15 protein-coding genes are annotated in these 18,261 nt (G+C 74.2%); 12 read left to right on the plus strand and 3 right to left on the minus strand.

What is annotated here, in order from left to right:
* Positions 1–18 precede the first annotated feature (18 nt).
* Positions 19–1,569 carry an AMP-binding protein gene (locus tag ACZ466_RS43955; protein ID WP_378285384.1) on the minus strand — a complete coding sequence of 517 codons (1,551 nt, stop codon included), beginning with the start codon at positions 1,567–1,569 and terminating at the stop codon, positions 19–21.
* A gap of 162 nt (positions 1,570–1,731) precedes the next feature.
* On the opposite strand from ACZ466_RS43955, the gene ACZ466_RS43960 reads away from it, so the two are divergent.
* Genes ACZ466_RS43960 through ACZ466_RS43985 form a run of 6 tightly spaced genes read left to right on the plus strand, consistent with a single transcriptional unit; the run spans position 1,732 to position 9,187 of the window.
* On the plus strand, positions 1,732–3,234 hold the full coding sequence (locus ACZ466_RS43960; protein ID WP_378285383.1) for an ABC transporter substrate-binding protein: 1,503 nt from the start codon (positions 1,732–1,734) through the stop codon (positions 3,232–3,234).
* Positions 3,235–3,253: 19 nt separating this feature from the next.
* A complete protein-coding gene (locus ACZ466_RS43965) occupies positions 3,254–4,198 on the plus strand; it encodes an ABC transporter permease (RefSeq protein ID WP_378285382.1) in 945 nt (314 codons plus the stop codon).
* Positions 4,195–6,141, plus strand: a complete 1,947-nt coding sequence (locus tag ACZ466_RS43970) for a dipeptide/oligopeptide/nickel ABC transporter permease/ATP-binding protein (protein ID WP_464041924.1) — start codon at positions 4,195–4,197, stop codon at positions 6,139–6,141. Before ACZ466_RS43965 ends, ACZ466_RS43970 begins: the two co-directional genes overlap by 4 nt.
* On the plus strand, positions 6,138–7,034 hold the full coding sequence (locus ACZ466_RS43975) for an ATP-binding cassette domain-containing protein (protein ID WP_378285380.1): 897 nt from the start codon (positions 6,138–6,140) through the stop codon (positions 7,032–7,034). The genes ACZ466_RS43970 and ACZ466_RS43975 overlap by 4 nt, the downstream gene beginning before the upstream one ends.
* 1 nt (position 7,035) lies before the next feature.
* Positions 7,036–8,613 (plus strand): sulfatase family protein, encoded by a 1,578-nt coding sequence (locus ACZ466_RS43980; protein WP_378285379.1) that lies wholly within the window; start codon positions 7,036–7,038, stop codon positions 8,611–8,613.
* Positions 8,614–8,629: 16 nt separating this feature from the next.
* Entirely contained in the window at positions 8,630–9,187 is a 558-nt protein-coding gene (locus tag ACZ466_RS43985) for a TetR/AcrR family transcriptional regulator (protein WP_378285378.1), read from the plus strand.
* A gap of 38 nt (positions 9,188–9,225) precedes the next feature.
* Here ACZ466_RS43985 and ACZ466_RS43990 read toward each other — a convergent pair whose 3' ends face one another.
* On the minus strand, positions 9,226–9,846 hold the full coding sequence (locus ACZ466_RS43990; protein ID WP_378285377.1) for a TetR/AcrR family transcriptional regulator: 621 nt from the start codon (positions 9,844–9,846) through the stop codon (positions 9,226–9,228).
* A 192-nt stretch (positions 9,847–10,038) separates the two neighbouring features.
* Here ACZ466_RS43990 and ACZ466_RS43995 point away from each other — a divergent pair, with 192 nt between their 5' ends.
* From ACZ466_RS43995 to mshC, 6 genes are all read left to right on the plus strand, one after another.
* Positions 10,039–11,421: a 4-hydroxyphenylacetate 3-hydroxylase N-terminal domain-containing protein gene (locus ACZ466_RS43995; RefSeq protein ID WP_378285376.1), complete on the plus strand. Its 1,383-nt coding sequence runs from the start codon at positions 10,039–10,041 to the stop codon at positions 11,419–11,421.
* Between the two features lie 6 nt (positions 11,422–11,427).
* A complete protein-coding gene (locus ACZ466_RS44000; RefSeq protein WP_378285375.1) occupies positions 11,428–12,690 on the plus strand; it encodes an acyl-CoA dehydrogenase family protein in 1,263 nt (420 codons plus the stop codon).
* Positions 12,691–12,710: 20 nt separating this feature from the next.
* The gene (locus tag ACZ466_RS44005) at positions 12,711–13,811 is read left to right on the plus strand and encodes an acyl-CoA dehydrogenase family protein (protein ID WP_378285374.1); all 1,101 of its coding nucleotides are present in this window, start codon (positions 12,711–12,713) and stop codon (positions 13,809–13,811) included.
* Positions 13,812–13,974: 163 nt separating this feature from the next.
* On the plus strand, positions 13,975–15,024 hold the full coding sequence (locus ACZ466_RS44010; RefSeq protein ID WP_378285373.1) for an ABC transporter permease: 1,050 nt from the start codon (positions 13,975–13,977) through the stop codon (positions 15,022–15,024).
* 6 nt (positions 15,025–15,030) lie between these two features.
* Positions 15,031–15,975, plus strand: a complete 945-nt coding sequence (locus tag ACZ466_RS44015) for an ABC transporter permease (RefSeq protein ID WP_378285372.1) — start codon at positions 15,031–15,033, stop codon at positions 15,973–15,975.
* Positions 15,976–16,029: 54 nt separating this feature from the next.
* Positions 16,030–17,259, plus strand: coding sequence for a cysteine--1-D-myo-inosityl 2-amino-2-deoxy-alpha-D-glucopyranoside ligase (mshC, locus tag ACZ466_RS44020; RefSeq protein WP_378285371.1), 1,230 nt, complete (start codon positions 16,030–16,032; stop codon positions 17,257–17,259).
* Positions 17,260–17,312: 53 nt separating this feature from the next.
* On the opposite strand, the gene ACZ466_RS44025 is transcribed toward mshC, so the two are convergent.
* Positions 17,313–18,170 carry an oxygenase MpaB family protein gene (locus tag ACZ466_RS44025; RefSeq protein ID WP_378285370.1) on the minus strand — a complete coding sequence of 286 codons (858 nt, stop codon included), beginning with the start codon at positions 18,168–18,170 and terminating at the stop codon, positions 17,313–17,315.
* Positions 18,171–18,261: the final 91 nt, after the last annotated feature.

Raw genomic sequence — 18,261 nt, forward strand, 5'->3', positions numbered from 1 at the left:
GTCGACGGCGACGGGGCGTCAGCGGAGGGCGCGGCGGAGCACCTTTCCGGCGGGATTGCGCGGCAGGTCGCCGCGTATCTCGACCCGCCGGGGGCACTTGTAGTGCGCCAGCCTGTCCCGGCAGAAGGCGATCACCTCGGCCGGCTCCACCCGGGCCCCCGGACGGGGCACGACCACCGCCTTGACGCTCTGGCCCCACCTGTCGTCGGGGATTCCGAGGACCGCGGCCTCCCTGATCGACGGGTGGGCGGTCAGGACGTTCTCGACCTCGGCCGGGAAGATGTTCTCGCCGCCCGAAATGATCATGTCGTTGAGCCGGTCGGTCAGGTAGAGGTAGCCGTCGGCGTCGAGGCGGCCGCAGTCACCGGTGCGCAGCCAGTTGTCGGGCGTGAGGGCCGACTCGCCGTCCGGGCGGTTCAGGTAGCCGACCATGGTCTGGGCCGTGCGCACCCAGACCTCGCCGACCTCGCCCGGCGGCAGCGGGCGTCCCGTGTCGGGGTCGGCGATGCGCAGCTCGACGTGGTCGAGGGGGCGGCCGGCGGAGGCGAGCCGCCCGCGGGGGTCGTCGGGGTCGTGGTCGGCCTGGTCCAGGTGGGCGATGGGCGCGGTGGTCTCGGTCATCCCGTACGCCTGGACGAAGCCGCAGTCCAGGGCGCGCAGGGCGCGGGCCAGCAGGGCCGGGGCGATCGGTGAGGCGCCGTAGGCGATGGTGCGCAGCGAGGACAGGTCGGTGCCGGGCAGCGCGGGGTCGTCCAGCAGCTGGTGGATCATCACCGGGACCAGCATGGCGATCTCCACCCGGTGGCGTTCGATCGCGGCCAGGACGGCCCCCGGCTTCGGGTCGGGCAGGAGCACGACGTGGCCGCCGTGGTGGCCGTTCACGTAGATCTGCACGGTGCCCCCGACGTGGAACACCGGCGACACGACCAGGGTGGCGACGCCCGGCCGCACGCTGCGCCAGGCGGGCGGGTGCGCGAGCTGCTCCCTGATGCCGCGGACGCCGAGCATGACGCCCTTCGGCGTGCCGGTCGTGCCCGAGGTGAAGAAGACCAGGGCGATGTCGTCGGGTTCGGGGACCAGTCCCGGGTCGACGGTCCTCTGGGCGTCGCGCCAGGCCGGATAGGACGCGTACCCGTCGGGCGCGGGCCCGCCGCCGGGCGGGACGACGAGGACCTGCGGTGACAGGCCCGCGGCCGTCAGCGCCGTGGCCAGCGTCGGCGCGAACTCGGCGTCCGCGACGACGAGCCGGGGGCGGGCCTCGGCGAGGATCGCGGCCAGCTCGCCGGAGGACAGCCGCCAGTTCAGGGACGCGACCGTGGCGCGGACCTTGCTCGCCCCGTACAGGAACTCGCAGTAGGCCATCGAGTTCCGGCCGAGGTGGGCGACCAGGTCGCCGGGGCGCACCCCGGCGGCGGCCAGGCCCTGCCCGACCCGGCTGGCCGCGGCGTCGAGCTCGCGGAACGTGCGGGTCAGGTCGCCCCCGGGCCCGGTCCCGGGGACGGTGACCGCGGGCTGGTCGGGGGCGGCGACGGCCCAGTGACGGATGATCTCGGCCAGGCATGTGGTCATACGGGTGCGCTCCGCTCGCAGACGATCGGGCTACATACCAGTCCGTATGGCGGCGGATGTCAATAGCCCAGTCTTCCTGGATCTATCGGATCGAAAAGTCTTGTCGCAGGCCATACTCGAAGGTATGGTCCCGGCATTCCCTGTGCTGAGAGGACTGGCCGCATGCACAGCACCCACCCCATCCGCCCCCTGGCCGCCGCCGCCCCCCTGCTCCTGCTGCTCGCAGCCTGCGGGTCGCCCGGCGCCGCGACCGGTGACGCGACACTGAGCCTGGGGGAGATCAGCCATCTCCAGACCTTCGACCCGGCGAAGGCCAACACGCCGCAGATCGCCTACCTGCGGCCGGTGTTCGACACGCTGATCAGCAGCCGCGGGTCCGGCGAGTACGGCCCCGGGCTGGCCACCACGTGGACCTACACGGGCTCCGACCTGGTCCTCACCCTGCGGAAAGGGGTGAAGTTCACCGACGGCACCCCGTTCGACTCCTCGGTGGTCAAGGCCAACATCGAACGCGGCAAGAAGGTCGACGGGCCGCTGGCGGCGGTGTCGTACAACCTCGTCGAGAAGGTCGAGACCCCCGACCCGTACACGGCCGAACTGCGCCTCGCCAGGCCCGGGCCGTCGATCGTCCAGATGCTCAGCGGCGTCCCCGGCATGATGCTCAGCCCCAAGGCGTTCAACGACCCCAAGGTGGACCGGAACCCCGTCGGCACCGGCCCCTGGAAGCTGGACGCGGCCTCGTCCGTCGAGGGCGACTCCTACACCTACGCCAAGAACACCGGGTACTGGGACCCGTCGGTGCAGAAGGCGGACAAGGTGCGGATCCGCGCCTACACCGACGCCGGCGCCATGATCAACGCGCTGCGCGGCGGGCAGGTCCAGGCCGGCCCGGTCTCCGGCGCGCAGGTCAGGTCGGCCGAGCAGAGCGGGCTCACCGTCGAGCGGGACCCCGGGCTGCCGGCCGGACTGCTCGTCCTCGACCGGGACGGCGGCACCGTCCCCGCGCTCAAGGACGTGCGGGTGCGGCAGGCCATGGCGTACGCGATGGACCGCGCCGCGATCAACTCCTCGGTGATGTTCGGCACCGGTGACGCGGACGGCAACCTGTTCGACGACAGGAGCCCGGCGTACGAGCCCGCGCTCAAGTCGTCGTACCCGGCCGACCTCGCCAAGGCCAGGCGCCTGATGGCCGAGGCGGGCCACCCGGACGGGTTCGCGTTCGACCTGCCCACCAATCCCGTCTTCGCCAACCTGGCGGAGGCCGTCGCCGGCGCGCTCGGGAAGATCGGCATCAGGGCCAGGCTCGTCAACCTGCAGGCGGGCAACCTCGCCGTCCAGCTCCGCTCCAGGAAGTACCCGGTCGCGGTGCTCCAGCTCCCCGCGGACGACCCGTACCTGTTCTACCAGCAGACCCTGAGCCCGAAGGGCCCCTACAACCCCTACGGCGCCACCGACCCGCGGATCGAGGCGCTGGCCGCGCGGGCGTCCACCAAGACGATCCGGGACGGCGCGGCCGAGTACCGGGGCCTGTACCGGCGCGCCGCCGAGCAGGGGTACGTGATCACGCTGGTCCGCGGCTACCGGATGCTGGCCGTGCGGAAGGGGGTGTCGGGGGCGATCCCGGTCGGCACCGCCCCCGACCCGCGCAACGTCACCGCCCGATGAGCCGGGGACCGGGTGCGGCATGCTGAGACTGATCATCTCCCGGCTGGCGGCGCTGGCGCCGCTGCTGCTCATCGTGTCACTGGCGACGTTCCTGCTGTCCGCGCTGCTCCCGGAGGAGCCGGCGGCCATCGTCGCGGGCGACAACACCGACCCGGCCAACCTGGCCCGGATCAGCGCGCGGCTCGGCACCGACCGTCCGCTGATCGTGCGGTACGGCGACTGGCTGGCCGGCGCGGTCACCGGTGACCTGGGGACCTCCTACTTCTCCAGCGTCCCGGTGGGCCCGCAGCTGGCCGAACGCGCCGGGACCACGCTGTCGATCGCCGCGGGCGGGCTCGTGCTGGCGACGCTGTTCGGGACGACCGCCGGAATCCTGGCGGCGGTGCTGCGGGGCGGCGCGGTCGACCGCGCGGTGACGCTCCTCACCTCGACCGCGATGGCGGCGCCCCCCTTCTGGGTGGGACTCCTCCTGGTCTCGTTCTTCGCGATCAGGCTGGGCTGGTTCCCGCCCGCCGGATACGTGCCGCCCGCCGGCGGCCTCGGTGCCTGGCTCGGCTCGATCGCGCTGCCGTCGGTGGCGCTCGCCCTTGCCCCCGGCGCCTACCTCGCCCGCCAGACGCGCGGCTCGATGGTGGGCGTGCTGGAACGGGAGTACGTGCGGACCGCGATCGCCCGCGGGTACCGGCCGGGCCGCGTGATCCTGCGGCACGCGGTCCGCAACGGGCTGTCCCCGGTCGTCACGCTCCTCGGCTTCCAGGTCACGATCCTCATCGGCGGGTCGCTGGTCGTGGAGAAGGTCTTCGCCCTCCCCGGGCTCGGATCGCTGGCCATCGAGGCGGTGCTGCGCCAGGACATCCCCGTGGTCCAGGGCCTGGTGGTCACGATCGCGACCGCGGTCGTCCTGGTCAACCTGCTGCTCGATCTGGTGTACGGGTACCTCAATCCGAAGGTGCGGCTGTCATGAGAGCCATCTCCCGGAAGTTCCTGGGCAACCGGCCCGCCGCCGCGGGACTGGCGGTCCTGGTCGTGCTGCTGGCGGCCGCGCTGTGCGCGCCGCTGATCGCCGCCCACCCGCCCGACGCGCAGTCGCTCGGCGAGGCGCTGCGCGGGCCGTCCGGCGCGCACTGGCTCGGCACCGACGACAAGGGGCGCGACCTGTTCGCGCGGCTGCTGTACGGCGCCCGGTCCGCCTTCGTGGTGTGCGGCGCCTCCGCCGGGCTGGCGATGCTGATCGGCGTGCCGATCGGGCTGGTCGTCGGATTCCTCGGCGGCTGGTGGGACCGGGTGGTCATGCGGCTGGTGGACGCGATCGTCGCCGTTCCGGCGCTGGTGCTGGTCTTCGCGCTGGTGGCGCTGCTGGGGCCGGGCCTGTCGAGTACGGTCACGGCGCTGGGCCTGGTGTTCTCGACGGTGTTCGTCCGGCTGGTCCGGGGCGAGGTGCTGGCGGTGCGGGAGGAGCCGTACGTGGCGGCCTCGCGGGTCGGCGGCGCCGGGCCGGTCCGCCTGATGGCCACCGGGGTCCTGCCGGTGATCGCGCCCGCCGTCATCATGCAGGCGAGCCTCACCTGCGGAACGGCGCTGCTGGCCGAGGCGGGCCTGTCGTTCCTCGGGCTGGGGGTGCAGCCGCCCGACGCGAGCTGGGGGTCGATGCTGAACGCCGCGCAGACGGTCGTCGACATCGCGCCCTGGCTGGCGGTGCCGCCGGGCCTGGCGATCCTCGCCATGGTCCTGTGCTTCAACGTCGTCGGTGACGGGCTGCGCGACGCCCTCGCGCGCCAGGCGGCACCGGTCCGCCGCTCCCGGCCGCGCCTCCGGGTGCCGCGGCGTGCGGGCCTGTCCCGCCGCGCCGCCGGCCCGCCCGCGGTCGCGAAGGTCACCGGGCCCGACGCCGGGCCCGGCGCCGAGCTCGGCCGGGAGGCGCTGCTGGTGGTGCGCGACCTCGAGATCAGCCTTTCCCCGCCCCGGACCGGCCCGCCGGTGCCGGTGGTCAGCGGCCTGTCCTTCGAGGTGGCGCCCGCGGAGATCGTCGGCCTGGCCGGCGAATCCGGCTGCGGCAAGACCGTCACCGCGCTCGCGCTGCTCGGGCTCGTCCCGCCGCCCGGACGGATCACCCGGGGGTCGATCCGGCTCGGCGGCACCGAGCTCGCCGGTGCGTCCGCGGCGACGCTGCGCGCGGCGCGCGCCCGCGACCTCGGGGTGGTCTTCCAGGAGCCGCACGCCGCGCTCAACCCCGCGCGCACGGTCGAGGACCAGCTCACCGAGCCGCTCCGGGTGCACCTGGGCATGTCGCGCAGGCGGGCGCGCGAACGCGCGGCCGAACTCCTCGACCGGGTCGGCATCCCCGAACCGGCGGCCAGGCTCGGCGCCTACCCGCACGAGCTGTCCGGCGGGATGGCCCAGCGCGTGATGATCGCCGCGGCCATCGCGTGCGAACCCAGGCTGCTGATCGCCGACGAGCCCACCACCGCCCTGGACGTCACCGTGCAGAGCCAGGTCCTGGACCTGCTCGCCGACCTGCGCGCGGACACCGGGATGTCCGTCCTGCTCATCAGCCACGACCTCGGGGTGGTGGCGGACCTGTGCGACCGGGCGATCGTGCTGTACGCGGGCGAGATCGCCGAGTCCGCCCCCGTGGACACGCTGTACGCCGCGCCGCGGCACCCCTACACCGCCGACCTGCTGCGCGCGGTTCCGCGCAACCGGCCCGGCGGCGACCTGGCGGGCATCCCGGGGAGCGTCCCGCGGCCCGGCGCCTGGCCGGCGGGCTGCCGTTTCGCCCCGCGCTGCGCGAGCGCGCTGCCCGGCTGCTCGGCGGCGCCGGTCCCGCTGCGCCGCACCGGCGACCACCAGGTCCGCTGCGTCCGGGCGGACCTGGTGACGGCGGGCGACGAGCGGAGGACGGGATGAGCGACCTGCTGCGGGTACGGGGCCTGACCGTGCGGTACCCGGGCCGGCGCCCGTGGCCGTGGTCGCCGCACCGTCCCGTGGACGCGGTGACCGGCGTCGACCTCGACCTGGAGAAGGGCCGCACGCTCGGCCTGGTGGGCGAGAGCGGGTCGGGCAAGTCCACGCTCGGCCGGGCCGTGCTGCGGCTGCTCCGCCCGTCCGGCGGCACGATCCGCGTGGGCGAGTTCGACGTGACCGGGTTCGGCCTGCGGGTTCCGCTCGAGTACCGGCGGGCCGTCCAGGTCGTCTGGCAGGACCCGTTCGGCTCCCTCCATCCGGTGCGGACCGTCGGGTCGACGCTGGCCGAGCCGCTGCGCATCCACTTCGGGCTGGACGGCAGGGAACTGCGAGACCGGGTCGGGGAGCTGCTCGAACGCGTCGGCCTGGACGCGGACATGGCCGATCGCCGCGCCCACGAGTTCTCCGGGGGCCAGCGGCAGCGCGTCGCCATCGCCCGCGCGCTCGCCGTCCGGCCGCGGCTGCTCATCCTCGACGAGCCCGTGAGCGCGCTCGACGTGTCCACGCAGAGCCAGGTGATCGCGCTGCTCCGGGAGATCCAGCGCGACACCGGCACCGCCTACCTCTTCATCGCGCACGATCTGGCGGTGGTCCGGCACGTCTCCCACCGGATCGCGGTGATGCGCCGGGGACGCGTGGTGGAGACCGGACCCTCCGACCGCGTCTGCGACGAGCCCGCCCACCCGTACACCAGGGCGCTGATCGAGGCCGTCCCCGAACCCGAGCCGGCCCGGCAGCGCGCCCGTCGCGCCGCCCGCCGCACGGCCCGCGGCACCGCAACCTCCGGCACCCCCGAAACCGCCGACACCCCTGACACCTCCGACACGGAAAGCTGACATGGGACGCAAGATTCTGTTCATCACCACCGACCAGCAGCGTTACGACGCGCTCGGCTGCAACGGCGGCACGGTCGCCCGCACCCCGGTCGCCGACGCGCTCGCCGCCGGAGGAGTCCGTTACGAGCGGGCCTACTGCCAGAACACCGTCTGCATGCCCGCCAGGTCGACGCTGCTGACGGGGCAGTACCCGCGCACGCACGGCGTCGTCGCCAACGGGATCCCGCTGCCGCCGGACGCCCCCAGCGTCGCCCGACACCTGCGCGACTCGGCGGGCTACCGCACGGCGCTGATCGGGAAGGCGCACTTCGAGCCGATCTCCGACCCCGGCCTGCGCTGGGAGGAGAACCGGCTCGGCGCCTCCGGACGGCACGGCCCCTACCGCGGGTTCGAGCACGTCGAGTTCGCCGGGCACGGCCCGTGGGGCAAGACCCACTACGCGCGGTGGCTGAAGAGGGAGCATCCGGGCCGGCGGGACGGGTTCGCCCGGATCTTCGACGGCACCCCGCGCGGCGACACCGGCGCGCCCGAGGTGGCCTACAACCCCGTCCCGCGCGGCCTCTACCACACCGACTGGATCGCCGACCGGGTCATCGCCTGGCTGGACACCCTCGACCCGGACGACGACTGGCTGTGCTGGATGAGCTTCCCCGACCCGCACCACCCGTGGGACCCCCCGGCCGCCGAACGGCACCGCGTCGACTGGCGGGACCTGGACCTGCCCGCCGGGCACCCCGGCTCGGCGGACCGGGCCCGGGAGATCCTGGCCGCCAAGCCCGCCCACTGGCTGGCCTGGTACGAGGGCCGGGTCCCCAACCTGGACGGCGCGCCGGGCGACTTCGTCCCCGCGCGGATGACCGCCGACCAGCTCCGGGAGATCAGCGCGCTCATCCACATCGAGAACGAACTGCTGGACGAGGCGTGCGGCAGGGTCCTGGCCCGGATCGCCGAGCGCGGCTGGGACGCCGACACCGACGTCTTCCTCACCACCGACCACGGCGAGTTCCAGGGGGACTTCGGGCTGCTCTACAAGGGCCCGTACCACGTCGACTCGCTGATGCGGCTGCCGCTGATCTGGCGTCCCGCGCCGGCCACGGGCACGGCGCCCGCGGTGGTGACCGACCCGGTGGGCCAGATCGACCTGGCGCCCACCTTCTGCCGGATCGCGGGGCTGCCGGTGCCGGAGTGGATGCAGGGCCGTCCGCTGCCCGCGGCGCCCGACCCGACCCGCGAGCGCGCGCTGTGCGAGTGGGACAGCCAGCTCGACCACGGCCTGCGCATGCGCTCCATCTACCGGGACGGCTGGCTGCTGACCGCCTACGAGCCGTCGACGCCGGGGGAGGGGATCCCCACGGCCGGGCTGCTCCGGCACTACGGGCTGCCGGCCGTCGAGGTCCCGCGGATCGTGTACGGCGGGGACGAGGGGGAGCTGTACAACCTGCGCGAGGACCCGCACCAGTGGCGCAATCTGTGGGCCGACCCCGGCCATGCGGCGATCCGCCGCGAAATGGTGGAGGATCTGTACGACAACCTGCCGTCGCCGCGGCGGCCGCCGCTGGCGGTCGAGGCGATGGCCTGACGGCGAAGGGAGCCACGTGACCTCTCGCGTCACCCGCGACGAGTGGATCGACACCGCGTTCGACGTCCTGGCCAAGAAGGGCGACAGCGGCCTCAGGGTCGACGAGCTGTGTTCGGCGCTCGGGGTCACCAAGGGAAGCTTCTACTGGCATTTCACCGACCGCGCCGAGCTGGTCGCCGAGATCTGCTCCCGCTGGGCGAACGGACACGCCGACACGCTCGTGGAGCTGGCCCTGGAGACGACAGCCGACCCGCTGGAGCGGCTGCGGCGGCTGCACGATCGCGGCAAGGAGAAGGCGGGCAGCGACCGGGCGATGCGGATGTGGGCGGGGCGGGACGAGCGCATCGCCGCCGCGGTCCGCGCCGCCGACAGGCGCATCTTCGGGTACATGGCCAAGGCGTTCTCCGACCTCGGCTTCCCTCCGGCCGAGGCGGAGCTGCGGGCCAAGCTGCTGCTCTACACGGCGGTCGGCAGCTACAGCGTCGACTCCGGCATCGCTCCCAACGCGGGCCCCGACCAGTTCGAACGCGAACTGCGGATCCTCGCCCGGCCGCTCCCGCCCGGCGAGCGCTGAGCGGGCGGCGCGCGGGCCGGGGGTGAGCCTCCGCCGGGTCAGGCGTCCGGGGCGGGGTCGTGGTAGACGCCGCGGTACCAGAGCGTGGCGAGCGTCTCGATCGCGGCCTCGTCGTCCGGCGGGTCCACGCCGGCGTCGCCGCCCCCGGCCATCCAGACCCAGCAGAACGACTCCAGCATCGAGACGATCGCCGAGGCGAGCAGTCCGTGGTCGACGCCGACCCGGTGGCCCGAGCGCTCCGCGTTGCCGATGCCGGCCTTCACCGCGCGGAGCCCGATGGCGCGGTGGTCCCGCCATCTGCGCGCGAAGACCTCGTCCGTCATGGACATCTGGAACACGCCCACCATCTCGGCGAGGTAGGCGCGGTAGGTGGTCCAGTACGCCCGGACCGCGGCGCGGATGCCCTCCATCGGGTCCTCGCCCCGGGCCTTGAAGGAGTTCTCGAGAACCTCGGTGGAGAACTGCTCCAGCAGGGCCTGGAGCAGTTCCTCCTTGTTCTCGTAGTAGTTGTAGAAGGAGCCGGGGCTCTTGCCGGCGGCCCGCGCGATGTCCGAGATCTTGGCGTTGAAGTAGCCGTGCTCGGCGAAGACCTTGCGCGCGGCGTCGAGGAAGGCGGACTCGGTTCTCCGCCCCTTCGGCGTGGACGGCCTGGCGGGCATCCCCATCCCTTCTGACGGCGGGCTGGTCGCCGTGCACCCGGTGGAGTGCCTGGAGTCTAGAGGATCGGGCGGCGGGGCGGCCCCCTCCGCAGGCCATTGACTAAAACTGAATTCAGTATCAGTATTGCGTTCCGATCCAGTACGCGGCCGTCCCGCCGCCCCCGCGGACGGCCCGACCGAAGGGATGCACCGATGGCGATGAAGACCGGGAAGGAGTACCTCGCCTCGCTCGACGACGGCAGGCGGGTCTTCGCCGAGGGCGAGGAGCTCAAGGACCTCGGCGCCCATCCGCAGTTCGCCACGGCGCTGAAGCTGGTGGCCGAGGGCTACGACCGGCACCACCGGCCGGGGAAGGACGTCAGCGGCCCCTACTTCGCGATCCCGCGCGGACCGGGCGAGCTGAAGGACATCCTGGAACTGCTGCTCGGCTGGGACATGGTGACGGTGACCACCTCCCAGGGCCTGCTGGCGCTGCTCACCGCCGCGGCCCGGGTGCGTCCCCGGCACCCGGGGTACGCGCGGCGCATCGAGGACTACTTCGCCCACTGCAAGGACAACGACCTGCGCTGCGTCCAGGCGATCACCGACGCCAAGGGCGACCGCCGGCTCCCTCCGAGCCGGCAGGAGGATCCGGACGTCTACACCCGCATCGTCGAGCGCCGCCCCGGCGGCATCGTCGTCCGCGGCGCCAAGCTGCACATCTCCTCGGCCGCGGTGAGCCACGAACTGGTGGTGATGCCGACCAAGAACATGAAGCCGGGCGAGGAGGACTGGGCGGTGGCCTGCGCCATCCCCGTGAACGCGCCCGGCGTGTCGATCGTCAACACCAGCTACGCGCCGCGCGAGCGCCAGGCCGACTTCCCGGTCAGCTCCCGGCACAACATGCCCGAGGGCTTCGTCATCCTCGACGACGTCTTCGTCCCGGACGAGCGGGTCTTCCTGGCGGGCGAGATCGAGCACTCGGGGACGTTCGCGCACTCCCTCGGCCTGTGGGAGCGCCTGGGCGGCACCGCGCACCTGGCCGAGTACGGCGACACCCTGGCCGGGCTGGCCCAGCTGGTCGCCGAGGCCAACGGCACCGAGCGGGTCGCGCACGTCCGCGAGAAGATCGCCGAGATGGTCATCTACGCCACGCTGGTGCGCGGCGCGCTGGAGGCGGCCATCGCCAACGCCGAGGCCAGCCCGGAGGGCTGGTACTTCCCCAGCGAGCTGTACACCAACGCGGCCAAGCACCACGGCGCCGCCGAGTTCAGCACGATGATCCGCCACCTGCACGACATCGCGGGCGGCGCCGTGGTCACCGCGCCGTCCGTCGCCGACCTGGAGCACGCGGAGGTCGGCCCCTTCATCCGCAAGTACATGCGGACGAAGGAGGGCGTGGACGGCGAGTACCGCACCCGCCTGTTCCACGCGATCCGCGACTTCACCGCCGACGCCTACGGCGGCTGGCAGCTGGTCACGATGCTGCAGTCCGGAGGCGGCCTGTACGCGCAGCGGCTGGTGGCCCGCAAGCACTACCCCATGGACCGGGCCAAGGCGCTCGCGCTCGCGCTGGCCGGGCTCGCGGAAGGCTGAGCGAGAGTGACGGACGACACGACACCGCGCGGCGAGGTTCCGCGCGACGGATACCCGGGCCCGGAGGCGTTCCGGGACGAGGCGGAGCGGTTCCTGCGGTCGATCGCCGGCGAGTTCGCCGGCGCCGGGACCGCCGGGCGGCGCGGCCCGTCCGACCGCGTCGCCGCCGTCGAGGAACTGGGCGAGGGACACGAGGAGCACGTCGCGAAGGTCAGGGAGCTCCAGGCCCGGCTGTTCGACGCCGGCCTGGCCCGGCCGAGCGCGCCCGCCGGCCGCGGCGGGCGCGGGCTGTCCCGCGAGCACGACCAGATCGTGGACGACCTCCTCGGCGAGCTGGGCTTCCCGTCCCGCGATCTGCTGTTCGTCGGGCTGCACATCGTCGCGCCCGCGATCGAGGCGCACGGCGCGCCGGAGTTGCGCGCGCGGACGGTGCCCGCGCTCCACCGCGGCGACATCATCGGCTGCCAGCTGTTCTCCGAGCCGGGCGCCGGCTCGGACCTGGCGGGCGTCACCACCAGGGCCGTCCGGGACGGGGACGACTGGATCCTCACCGGGCAGAAGGTGTGGACGTCGCTGGGCCACCTGGCGGACGTGGGCGAGGCGCTGGCGCGCACCGACCCCGCGGCCCCCAGGCACAGCGGGCTGACGATGTTCCTGGTGGACATGCGCGCGCCGGGCGTCACCGTCCGCCCCATCCGGCAGATGACCGGCGGGGCCGCCTTCAACGAGGTGTTCCTGGACGGCGTGCGCGTCCCCGACTCGCACCGCATCGGCGAGCCCGGGCAGGGCTGGCGGGTCGCCGCCACCAGCCTGGGCAGCGAGCGCGCCACCATGATCGGGGACGACGGGCCGGTCAGCCCCTACGTCCTGGAACGGCTGGCGGCGCTGGCCGCGCGGCTGGAGGCGGCCGGCGACCCGGTCCACCGGCCGCAGATCGCGCGGACCGTCGCCGCGGTCACCGCGATGCGGGCCGCGGCCGACCTGCCCGAGGGCTCGTGGGGGCACCGGATGGCACCGGTCTCCGGCTCGGTGCTGAAGCTGCTCATGACCCGGGCCGTGGACGAGATCGCGGCGCTGGCGGCCGAGGTCCTCGGCGAGCGCGCCTTCACCGACGCCGGAGAACCGGACACCTTCGCCTGGTCGGAGTTCGTCCTGGGCGCTCCGGCCCTGCACATCGCCGGCGGCACCGACGAGATCCAGCTCAACATCATCGCCCAGCGCGGACTCGGCCTGCCCCGGCCGCCCAAGCCCGCCGCTCCGGCCCGATGACCCGTTCTGAGGACGGCACCATGGAATCCTTCACCCGACCGCCCGAAGAACTCCTGAGCCCCGAGGAGGTCAGGTCGGCGCTGCGCGCCTACTTCGCCGAACACTCCGTTCCGGACGAGGCGCGGCGTCTGCGGGACGACGCCGGCGCCTTCGGGGAGGCGGCCTTCGACCGGGCGCGATGGCGGGCACTGGCCTGCGAGGTCGGGCTGGTCACCATGGCCGTGCCGGAGGCGGCGGGCGGGCTGGGTCTCGGCCTGGCCCACCTGACGCCGGCCCTGGAGGAGGCGGGCGCCTGCCTGTATCCGGGACCGCTGCGCGCCTCCGTGCTGGCCGCGTGGGCGCCCGGCCCCCACGCGGCCGAGGGCCTGCCCGACGACGGCGCCGCGATCGTCGGACTGCCGCAGTCGTTCGCCTCGCGGCGGCCGCACCTGGTGCTGCGCGACGGGCGCGTCTCCGGTGTGGCGGCGGGCGTCACCCACGGGCGGGTCGCGGACCATCTCCTGGCCGTGGCAGACACTCCCGACGGGCCCGTCCCGGCACTGGTCCGGCTGGACGGCGGCGCCGGTGAGGTCACCCGCCACCCGGTCCGGGCCGTCGACCTGACCGCCCGGCCGGCCGACCTGCGCCTGGACGGCGTCCCGGCGACCGTCCTGGCACCGCCCGACGCGACGGCCCGGACGGCCGACGCCGCGCGGCTGCTGCTGGCGGCCGAGCAGGTCGGCGGCGCGCAGGGCTGCCTGGCCCATACGGTCGAGTACGCCAAGATCCGCACCCAGTTCGGGCAGGTGATCGGCGGCTATCAGGCGATCCAGCACCGCTGCGCCGAGGTGGCGGTCGCGATCGCCGCGGCGCGCGCGCTCGTGCACGCGGCGGCCAGGGAGATCGACGAAGGCGACGCCGGGACCGCCCACCGGCTCGTCCTGCTGGCCAAGGCCGAGGCGTCCGAGGCGTTCGGCGCCGCGTCCGACGCGCTGATCCAGGTCCACGGCGGGATCGGATTCACCTGGGAGCACGACGCCCACCTCTATTTCCGGCGGGCGCGGGCGACCTCGGCGCTGGAGGGGCGGCCGTCCCGGCTCCGCGACGAGGCAGTGAGGGCCGGCTGCCTGTCCCTCCTCTGATCCGACGGCACATGCGAGGGCGCGGGTTCGGTGCGCCTTCGCGGTTACGCCCCCTCTTGACTCACCCTGAGTGCTACCTTGACTACCTCGTGCGATCTTTGTGCTGTCCGGAGGGGGGCCGGTCACGGGTGACAGAGGGTGGGCGCAGGGCGGTGGCGGCGCGATGACCCAGGCCGAGCCCGCGGCGGAGTCCGCGCCGGACCGCCCGCCCGACCCGACCGATCCACCCGGCCCTCCCGGCCCGGCCGACCGGTCGGACCCGTCCGACCCGCACAGGGCCGCCGCCCCGCCGCCGGCGGAGGTGGAGGGGGTGCGGCCGTGCTCGCCGTTCCGGCGGGCCTGGCTGCGGTTCCGCCGCGACCGGGTGGCGGTGGCGGCGCTGGCCGCGCTGGCGCTGATCGTGCTGTTCGCGCTGCTGGCGCCGCTGTGGGCGCGCCTGACCGGCCACCCCTACCACGCCACCTTCCCCCGGACCGGCCTCGATCCGGCCGGGCAGCCGGTGGGGCCCTCGGCGGAGTTCTGGCTGGGCGCCGACCAGCTCGGCCGGGACGTGCTGGTCCGCGCCGCCTACGGGGCGCGGGTGTCGCTGCTGGTGGGGGTGTGCTCGGCGACGCTGGCCTCGGCGGCGGGCGTGGCGGCCGGGCTGGCGGCCGGGTTCGCGGGCGGGGCGGCGGACGCGCTGCTGGCCCGGCTGATGGACGTCACGCTGGCGCTGCCCTACCTGCTGGTGGCGATCACGCTGGCGACCGCGTTCCCGATCGCCTCGGCGGGCGGCGGGCTGGCCATGACCGTGCTGGTGATCGCCTTCTTCTCGTTCGCGGCGGTGGGCCGGGTGGTGCGCGGGCAGGTGCTGTCGCTGCGGGAGGAGGGGTTCGTGGAGGCGGCGCGGGCGCTGGGCGCCGGACCGCTGCGGATCATGTTCGCGGAGGTGCTGCCCAACCTGGCCGGGCCGGTCGCGGTGCTGTCCTCGCTGCTGATCCCGGCCGCGATCGTGTTCGAGGCGACGCTGTCGTTCCTGGGCGTGGGGGTGCGGGCGCCGATGCCGAGCTGGGGCGGGATGCTCGGCGAGGGCGGCGAGGTGTTCCAGACGGCCTGGTGGCTGCTGGCGGTGCCGGGCGTCCTGCTGCTGCTGACGACGCTGTCGTTCAACCTGGTGGGCGACGGGGTCCGCGACGCGCTCGCGCCCCGCCGCGCCGCCGGGCGAGGGAGGTGACCGGCGGTGCCGTCCCTGGTCGCGCGGCGGCTGCTGTACTCGCTGCTGGTGCTGTGGCTGGTGTCGACGCTGGTGTTCGTGTTCCTGCACGCCTCGCCGGCGCCGGTGGAGCGGGTGATCGGCGGGCCGCGCGCCACCGCCGAGACGCTGGAGCAGATCCGCCGCAACCTGGGCCTGGACCGGCCGGTGCCGGTGCAGTACGCCGAGTTCCTCGCGCGGCTGCTGCGCGGCGACCTGGGCAGCTCCTACGTCTACGACGCCCCGGTCGCCCGGCTGATCGCCGACCGGCTCCCGACCACGCTGTGGCTGGTCTTCGGCGCCGGGGTGCTGTGGCTGGCGGGCGGGGTGGCGCTCGGGACGCTGGGCGCGGTCCGGGCCCGCGGCCTGGGGGACCGGGCCGCGACGGTGTTCGTGCTGGCCGCGATGTCGGCGCCGGCGTTCGTCATGGCGCTGGTGATGCTGCACCTGTTCTCCACCGTGCCGGCCGGGTGGGGGGTGGGGTTCTTCGAGGCGGGGCCGCCGCTGCGGGAGCACTTCCTGCAGCGGATGACGCTGCCGTGGATCTCGCTGGCGCTGCTGCTGCTGGCCGCCTACGCCCGGCTGACGCGGGCCTCGCTGCTGGAGGTGCTGGAGGCGGACTACGTCCGCACGGCCCGCGCCAAGGGGCTGCGGGAGCGGCGGGTGGTCGTCCGGCACGGGCTGCGGGCGGCGATGGCGCCGGTGCTGACGCAGTCGGGCATCGACCTGGGCATGCTGCTGGGCTCGACGATCGTCACCGAGAAGGTGTTCGGGCTGCAGGGGGTGGGGCAGCTGGTCCACCAGTCGATCGCGGCGGGCGACACCCCGGTGGTCATCGGGGTGACGCTGACGGTGACGGCGTTCGTGATCGCCGCGAATCTGGTGGTGGACGTGGGGTACTCGTTCCTGGACCCGAGGGTCCGGTTCGCCTGATCTTCTGGTGATCTCGGCGTGGGGGCGGGAACGGCGCACGGATAAGCTTTCGGTATGCGATCGTGGTCCGTTCCCCATGTGCCCAGCCTCCCCGCAGCCGGACTGCCCGCGGCGGGAGGCGCGCTGCGACTGCACGACACCGGGACGGGCTCGATACGATCTACCGCCCCGGGCGAGACCGCCCGGATGTACGTGTGCGGCATCACCCCCTACGACGCCACCCACCTCGGCCACGCCAACACCTACCTCGCCTTCGACCTGGTCAACCGCGTGTGGCGGGATCTGGGCCACCGGGTCCACTACGTGCAGAACGCCACCGACGTCGACGATCCGCTGCTGGAGCGCGCCAGGGAGACCGGGGAGGACTGGCGGGAGCTGGCGGAGCGGGAGATCGAGCTGTTCCGCGAGGACATGACGGCGCTGCGGATCCTGCCGCCCGACCAGTACGTGGGCGCGGTCGAGTCGATCGCGCTGATCGTGGAGATGGTGGAGAAGCTGCGGGCCAAGGACGCCACCTACGAGATCGACGGCGACATCTACTTCCCGGTGGCCGCCGACCCGGCGTTCGGCGCGGTGAGCCGGCTGGGCCGGGAGGAGATGGCGCCGCTGTTCGCCGAGCGCGGCGGCGACCCGGACCGCCCGGGCAAGAAGGACCCCCTGGACGCGCTGCTGTGGATGGCGCGGCGGGAGGGGGACCCGGGCTGGGACTCCCCGTTCGGGGTGGGCCGCCCGGGCTGGCACGTGGAGTGCTCGGCGATCTCGATCGAGCATCTGGGGATGGCGTTCGACGTCGAGGGCGGCGGTTCGGACCTGGCGTTCCCGCACCACGAGATGAGCGCCTCGCACGCGCAGGTCGCCACGGGGGAGCGCCCGCACGCCAGGGCCTACGTGCACGCGGGCATGGTGGGGCTGGACGGGGAGAAGATGTCCAAGTCCCGCGGCAACCTGGTATTCGTGTCGAAGCTGCGGCGCTCGGGCGCCGACCCGATGGCGATCCGGCTGGCGCTGCTGGGGCACCACTACCGCTCCGACTGGGAGTGGACCGAAGCCGACCTGGACGGCGCGGCCACCCGGCTGGAGCGGTGGCGGGCGGCGGTGGCGCGCCCGTCCGGCCCGGCCGCGGCGCCGGTGGCCGAGGAGATCCGCCGCCGCCTGGCCGACGACCTGGACGCGCCCGCCGCGCTGGCGGCCGTCGACCGCTGGGCGGCCGGGGACGGCGCCGACACCGCGGCGCCCGCGCAGGTCAGGGATCTGGCCGACGCCCTCCTCGGCGTCGCCCTCTGACCGACCGCCTACCGCCGACCGCCGACCGCCGACCGGGCGGTGTGCGGAGCGGGTCAGGCGTGGGCGGCGGTGCGCTGCGCGGCGTACTGGCGGGCCCGTTTGGCGACCCGGCGCCGCGACGACCACAGCATGACCGGGATGCCCGCCTGGCGCAGCCGCCGGGGGACCCTGCGGTAGAAGAACGTGTGGACGCGCAGGAGCGTCCACAGGGCGCGGTCCTTGCGGTCGCTCCACGGCAGCCCGTACTGCTCGCGGATAGGCTCGGGCAGCAGGCCGGCGGTGACGAACCGGTTGGCCCACAGGGCGGGGGCCATCCAGCGCAGCTTGCGCGACCACAGCACGGCCCGCATGACCTCGCGGCCGGTGTCGGTGACCTCCAGCGAGGAGACCATCTCGTCCATGTAGCGGCGGAAGGCGGCGATGTCGGCGGGCTGCGCGCCGGGCGGGCAGCCCAGCACGTCGGCGACGTGGCGGGCCTGGTCGATGTACTCGGCGGCCAGGTCGCCGCTCGGGGAGCCCAGGACGTGCTCGTAGACGTACAGGGCGGCGTCGATCAGCGTGGCGTTCACCCAGACCTGCAGGTCGGGGTCGTTGCCCGAGTAGCCGGGGCCGGTGATCCGCTCGTGCACGCGGCGGATCGTACGGCCCATCCGCTCGGCCTCCTCGTCGGTGCCGAAGGCGACGATGGTGAGGAAGTCCAGGGTGCCGAGGAGCCGGTCGAGCGGGCGGTGCCGCAGGTCGCTGTGGTCGGCGACGCCCTGGGCGACCTTGGGGTGGGCGACCTGGAGCAGCAGGGCCCGGCCCGCGCCCAGCATGACGGCGGGCTCGGCGGCCACGCGCCGCAGCACCGACAGGTCGCGGGCGGGGCCGGAGGCGGGGGGCGGTGGGGCTACGGGGTCGGGGCGGTCCACGGCGTTCCTTCCGCCGACAATGCGATAAGTGCATACTTGCGCACGGCGGGGCCCGGCTCAACCCCTTCTTGACGAAATGCCAATAAGGTGC

Source organism: Actinomadura rugatobispora, assembly GCF_055379765.1.